We start from the raw sequence: 4,275 nt of genomic DNA, 5'->3' as shown, positions 1-4,275 counted from the left end.
CCTCCAACCCATCGGGGGGGGGGGCCCCACCCCCCGGGCCGGGCCCCCCCGGGCCCCCCCCGCTCCGTTCCGCGCCCGCGCCGGCCTCGTGGTCGTCGCGGGCCAGGCGGCCCGTTCACCGTGTCGGTGTCAGCCTGTCGGCGTCACACCGTCACGACCGGGTCACCAGGCGCCGAGCGCGTCCAGAATGCCCGGGCGGGACTTCCACAGCTCCTCTTCCCAGTACTTCCAGGAGTGGGTGCCGGTGGCCGGGAACTCGAACTGCGCCGGGATGCCCAGCGACTTCAGCCGCACCTGGAAGGCGCGGGTGTTCACCAGCGAGAGGGCTTCCAGCGCCATCGCGTTACCGGTGTTGAACACGCCGACCGCCGAGTTCGGATGGTCGTGCTGGCCCGGGATGCCGCTGGACGCCGAGATGTACATCGGCAGGCCGCGCAGCTGCGGGGCGAACACGAACGGGTCCATGCGCAGCCACTGCGGGCTCCACGGGGCCGCCATCGAGTCGACGTTGTAGCGGCCCGCGTCCAGCATCGCGATGCGGATGGCCTCGCGCATGCCCGGCGCGGAGATGTTCAGGTAGCCCGAGTAGGAGGCGGCGTACTTGAACTGGTCGCGGTGGTAGGCCGCCAGCGCCAGCGCGGCGCTGCCACCCATGGAGAGGCCGGCGACCGCGTTGTTGGTCTTGGAGACGCCGTAGCCCGCGAGGAAGTCCGGCAGCTCCCTGGTCAGGAAGGTCTCCCACTTGTAGGTGGTCTTCTGACCGTTGGTGCTGGAGGGGGCGTACCAGTCGGTGTAGAAGCTGGACTCGCCGCCCACCGGCATCACCAGGGTGACGTTCGCGTCGCGGAACTGGTCCATCGCGTTGGTCTCGAAGGACCACGCGTTGCGGTCGTCGCGCGCGCGCATGCCGTCCAGCAGGTACAGCGCGGCGTTGCCGCCACGCGAAGCCCACTGGACCTGAACCTTGATCGGCCCCATGGACGAGGGGACCATCAGCTCTTCGTACCCACCGGCCGGCGCGCGCAGCACCGGAGCGTGAACGGGAGCGGCGCTCGCGACCGTCGGGGCCGCCACTCCGGCGGCGATCGGTAGCGCCAAGGCGGCGGCACCCACCGCCAGGATCCGATGACGCCAACCGCGAGGTGCACCTCGCTTACCCGACGGGACTGTGTTCGGCGCGGCGGCCCTGCCGAATCGCATGAATGTCGCTCTCTTTCTGCTGTTGTGGTGCGGCCGCGCCGAGCCGACGCGGCACCACCCGTGCTGCCAACGAGACGCACGTCACATTGCGGGGAGCCCCGACAACTCCGGCGCACAATGACGGCGCTACAACGATCTGGTCACACTTGTGCTCGCGGAAGAATATTCGACGCGACATTCCCGGGCAAGGCCGAGATATTTCCGCAGTTCGATATCCCACCGCGCGCGCGATGTGATCGTGCGGTGACCATACCGCGTCCGCGCCGCGATGTCGTCCCGGATGTCCGATTCCCCGCGTGCGGCAGCGCGGTGGCACACGGGAATCCGCAGCGTGGTGGAACAGATCACACCTGAGCGCGAATCCGCGGGACGGCACGACGAAACCGCCGGGCGCGGGCGTGCGCGCCCGGCGGTTGTAGCATCAGCTTCGCCGTTCTCGCGTGGCGGTTCCCGATCCGAACGCGGCTATCCGATATGCGCCGACAAATCCGGCAACATCCGCACCGCCTCGTCGCGCCAGTTGTTCCACGCGTGGATTCCGAAAGGCGGGAACGAATACACCACGTTGCCGCCACCCAATGTCGCCATACGCACCTGGAAGGCACGGGTGTTCGCCAGCGCCAGCGCCTCCAGCGCCATGCCGTTGAGGGTGTTGAAGCTCGGCGGGTCCGAGGAGGTCGGCAGGCCGCTGGCCGCGGCCACCCAGAGCCTGGTGCCGTTGTTCACCAGATTCGGCGCGAAGACGAAGGGATCCATGCGCAGCCACTGCGGACCCCACGGCGGCGCCATCGAGTCGACGTTGTAGCCGCCGGCGTCCAGCATCGCGATGCGGATGGCCTCGCGCATGCCGGGCGCGGAGATGTTCAGGTAGCCGGAGAACGAGCCGGCGAAGCTGAACTGATCGGGGTGGTAGGCGGCCAGCGTCAACGCGGCCGAGCCGCCCATCGACAGACCGAACACGCCGTTGCGGTTGGGGTTGAAGCCGAGCCGGTCGCGCAGCGCCCAGCGCAGGTTGTTGGTCAGGAAGCTTTCCCAGGTGTAGCGATAGCTCTTGCCCGGGCCGGCGGCGAAGCCGTTGAGCCCGCCCGATCCGGTGCTCGATCCGGTGCCCGCCGGAATACCGAAGAATTCGCTCGGCGCGTTCCAGTCGGCGTAGAAACTCGACATGCCGCCGACCGGCATCACCACATTGATGTTCCAGCTCGCCAGCAGCGCGGGAACGTCGGTCTCGATTTCCCAGCCGTTGAGGGTCTCCGGCGCGCGCATGCCGTCGAGGACGTAGACGACGCGATTGGTGTTGCCGTTCGCCGCGCGCAGGATGCGCGATTTGATCGGTCCCATATCCGAATCGACCCAGAAATCGAAGGCGTTCGGATCGAATGCCGCCGATGCCGTCGCCCCGCCGGAGACCACGCTCACGAAGGGCACGAGCAGCGCGGTTGCCAGCCCGATCGCCCAGCGTCTGGTCCACGAGCCGGATCTGCCGCCGGGGCGCGCTCCGGCAGCCTTCGGTGTCAGACGTTTCCAGCGGAGACTTCGCATACCATCGACCTCTCTCCGGGAAGACCGGCAATCACCCAGCTATTCGACCGGTCTCCTCATCCGAGCACTGGGGCGGAGTCCGAGCAGATCGGACACGACGACCGCAATGCATTCTCTCCGGGTAATCAATCGGCACCGAGTGCCTACATGTTGCTGGATGGTGACCCCAGTCACAAGCACGCGCCGCTGCCGCTACTGATTCGTTGCCGATCCGGTTTCGGATATGTCTGGTTCACGGACACGAAAAACCGCCCGTGGCGAACTGCCACGGGCGGTTTCACGACTTGCCGGAGGATAGCCGGGCGCCGGCCCTTCCTTCCGTCCGCGCGGAGCGCGTCAGCCGATGGTGGCCGACAGGTCGGGGATCATCCGATACACCTCGGTCTCCCAGTAGCGCCAGTTGTGCACGCCGACCGCCGGGAAGTCGTAGGTGACATTGGTGGCCCCGAGGGTGGCCATGCGCACCTGGAAGGCGCGGGTGTTGGCCAGCGCGAGAGCCTCCAGGCCCATCGCGTTCAGGGTGCCGAAGCTCAGCCCGTCCTCCGCGGCGGGCAGGCCGCTGCCCGCGGAGACCCACAGGCGGGTGTTGTTGGCCTTGAGCTGCGGGGCGAAGACGAACGGGTCCTTCCGCTGCCACTGCGGACCCCACGGCGGCGCCATCGAGTCGATGTTGTAGCCGCCCGCGTCGATCATGGCGATGCGCAGCGCCTCGCGCATACCCGGCGCGGAGACGTTCAGATAGCCGGAATAGGAAGCGGCGTAATTGAACTGGTCCGGGTGGTAGGCGGCCAGCGTCAACGCGGCCGAGCCGCCCATCGACAGCCCGAACACGCCGTTGCGGTTGGGGTTGAAGCCGAGCCGGTCGCGCAGCGCCCAGCGCAGGTTGTTGGTCAGGAAGGTCTCCCACGTGTAGCGGGTGCTCTTGCCTGGACCGCCCGCCAGCAACTGCGTCACGCCCGAGCCGGAGGCCGAACCCGAGGACGACAGCGAACCGGAGCCGCTGGAGCCGCCGCCGATGCCGAGGATGGTGCTCGGGGCGTTCCAGTCGGCGTAGAAGCTCGACATGCCGCCGACCGGCATGACCACGTTGATGTTCCACTTGGTCAGCTCACGGGCGACCTCGGTGTCGATCTCCCACCCGTTGAGGTCGTTGCGCGCGCGCATGCCGTCGAGGGCGTAGACCACGCGGTTGGTGTTGCCGTCCGCGGCGCGGAAGATCCTGGACTTGATCGGACCCATGTCCGAGTCCACCCAGAAATCGAATCCGGCGGGATTGAATGCCGCCGAGGCGGTGGCTCCACCACCGGCCACCGTCACTCCGAGCGGCATGAGCACCGCGGCCGCCATGACCATGGTGCGCTTGAGCCATGCGCCGGCTCTTCGAGCTCGCATCTTCTCTTTCGGCCTTTCGCTTCGAGCGGCCGGACTCGACCGCGTCCGGGACGGCGACAGCGCCGCCCCGGAATTTAACTAAGTACAGAACACGCCCACGGGCGTCGCGGACGAGCCGAAACCCCTAACCCCCCCGGGACG

General features: G+C 68.0%; 3 protein-coding genes. All 3 read right to left on the bottom strand.

Going from position 1 to position 4,275, the window contains the following annotated elements; all coding sequences use genetic code 11:
• Positions 1-162 precede the first annotated feature (162 nt).
• On the bottom strand, positions 163-1,200 hold the full coding sequence (locus QH283_RS25525; RefSeq protein ID WP_280505480.1) for an alpha/beta hydrolase: 1,038 nt from the start codon (positions 1,198-1,200) through the stop codon (positions 163-165).
• A 465-nt stretch (positions 1,201-1,665) separates the two neighbouring features.
• Positions 1,666-2,742 (bottom strand): alpha/beta hydrolase, encoded by a 1,077-nt coding sequence (locus QH283_RS25520; protein WP_280505479.1) that lies wholly within the window; start codon positions 2,740-2,742, stop codon positions 1,666-1,668.
• Positions 2,743-3,078: 336 nt separating this feature from the next.
• On the bottom strand, positions 3,079-4,134 hold the full coding sequence (locus tag QH283_RS25515) for an alpha/beta hydrolase (protein ID WP_280505478.1): 1,056 nt from the start codon (positions 4,132-4,134) through the stop codon (positions 3,079-3,081).
• Positions 4,135-4,275 lie beyond the last annotated feature (141 nt).

It is taken from the genome of Nocardia farcinica (genome assembly GCF_029867845.1).
GTDB classification, from domain to species: Bacteria; Actinomycetota; Actinomycetes; order Mycobacteriales; family Mycobacteriaceae; genus Nocardia; species Nocardia farcinica_A.
This window is presented reverse-complemented; position numbering and strand designations above follow the sequence as displayed.

What these genes read in the sequence shown, in the direction of transcription:
- QH283_RS25515 (WP_280505478.1), bottom strand. Translation starts at nt 4,134, where the DNA reads ATGCGAGCTCGAAGAGCCGGCGCATGGCTCAAGCGCACCATGGTCATG.
- QH283_RS25520 (WP_280505479.1), bottom strand. Translation starts at nt 2,742, where the DNA reads ATGCGAAGTCTCCGCTGGAAACGTCTGACACCGAAGGCTGCCGGAGCG.
- QH283_RS25525 (WP_280505480.1), bottom strand. Translation starts at nt 1,200, where the DNA reads ATGCGATTCGGCAGGGCCGCCGCGCCGAACACAGTCCCGTCGGGTAAG.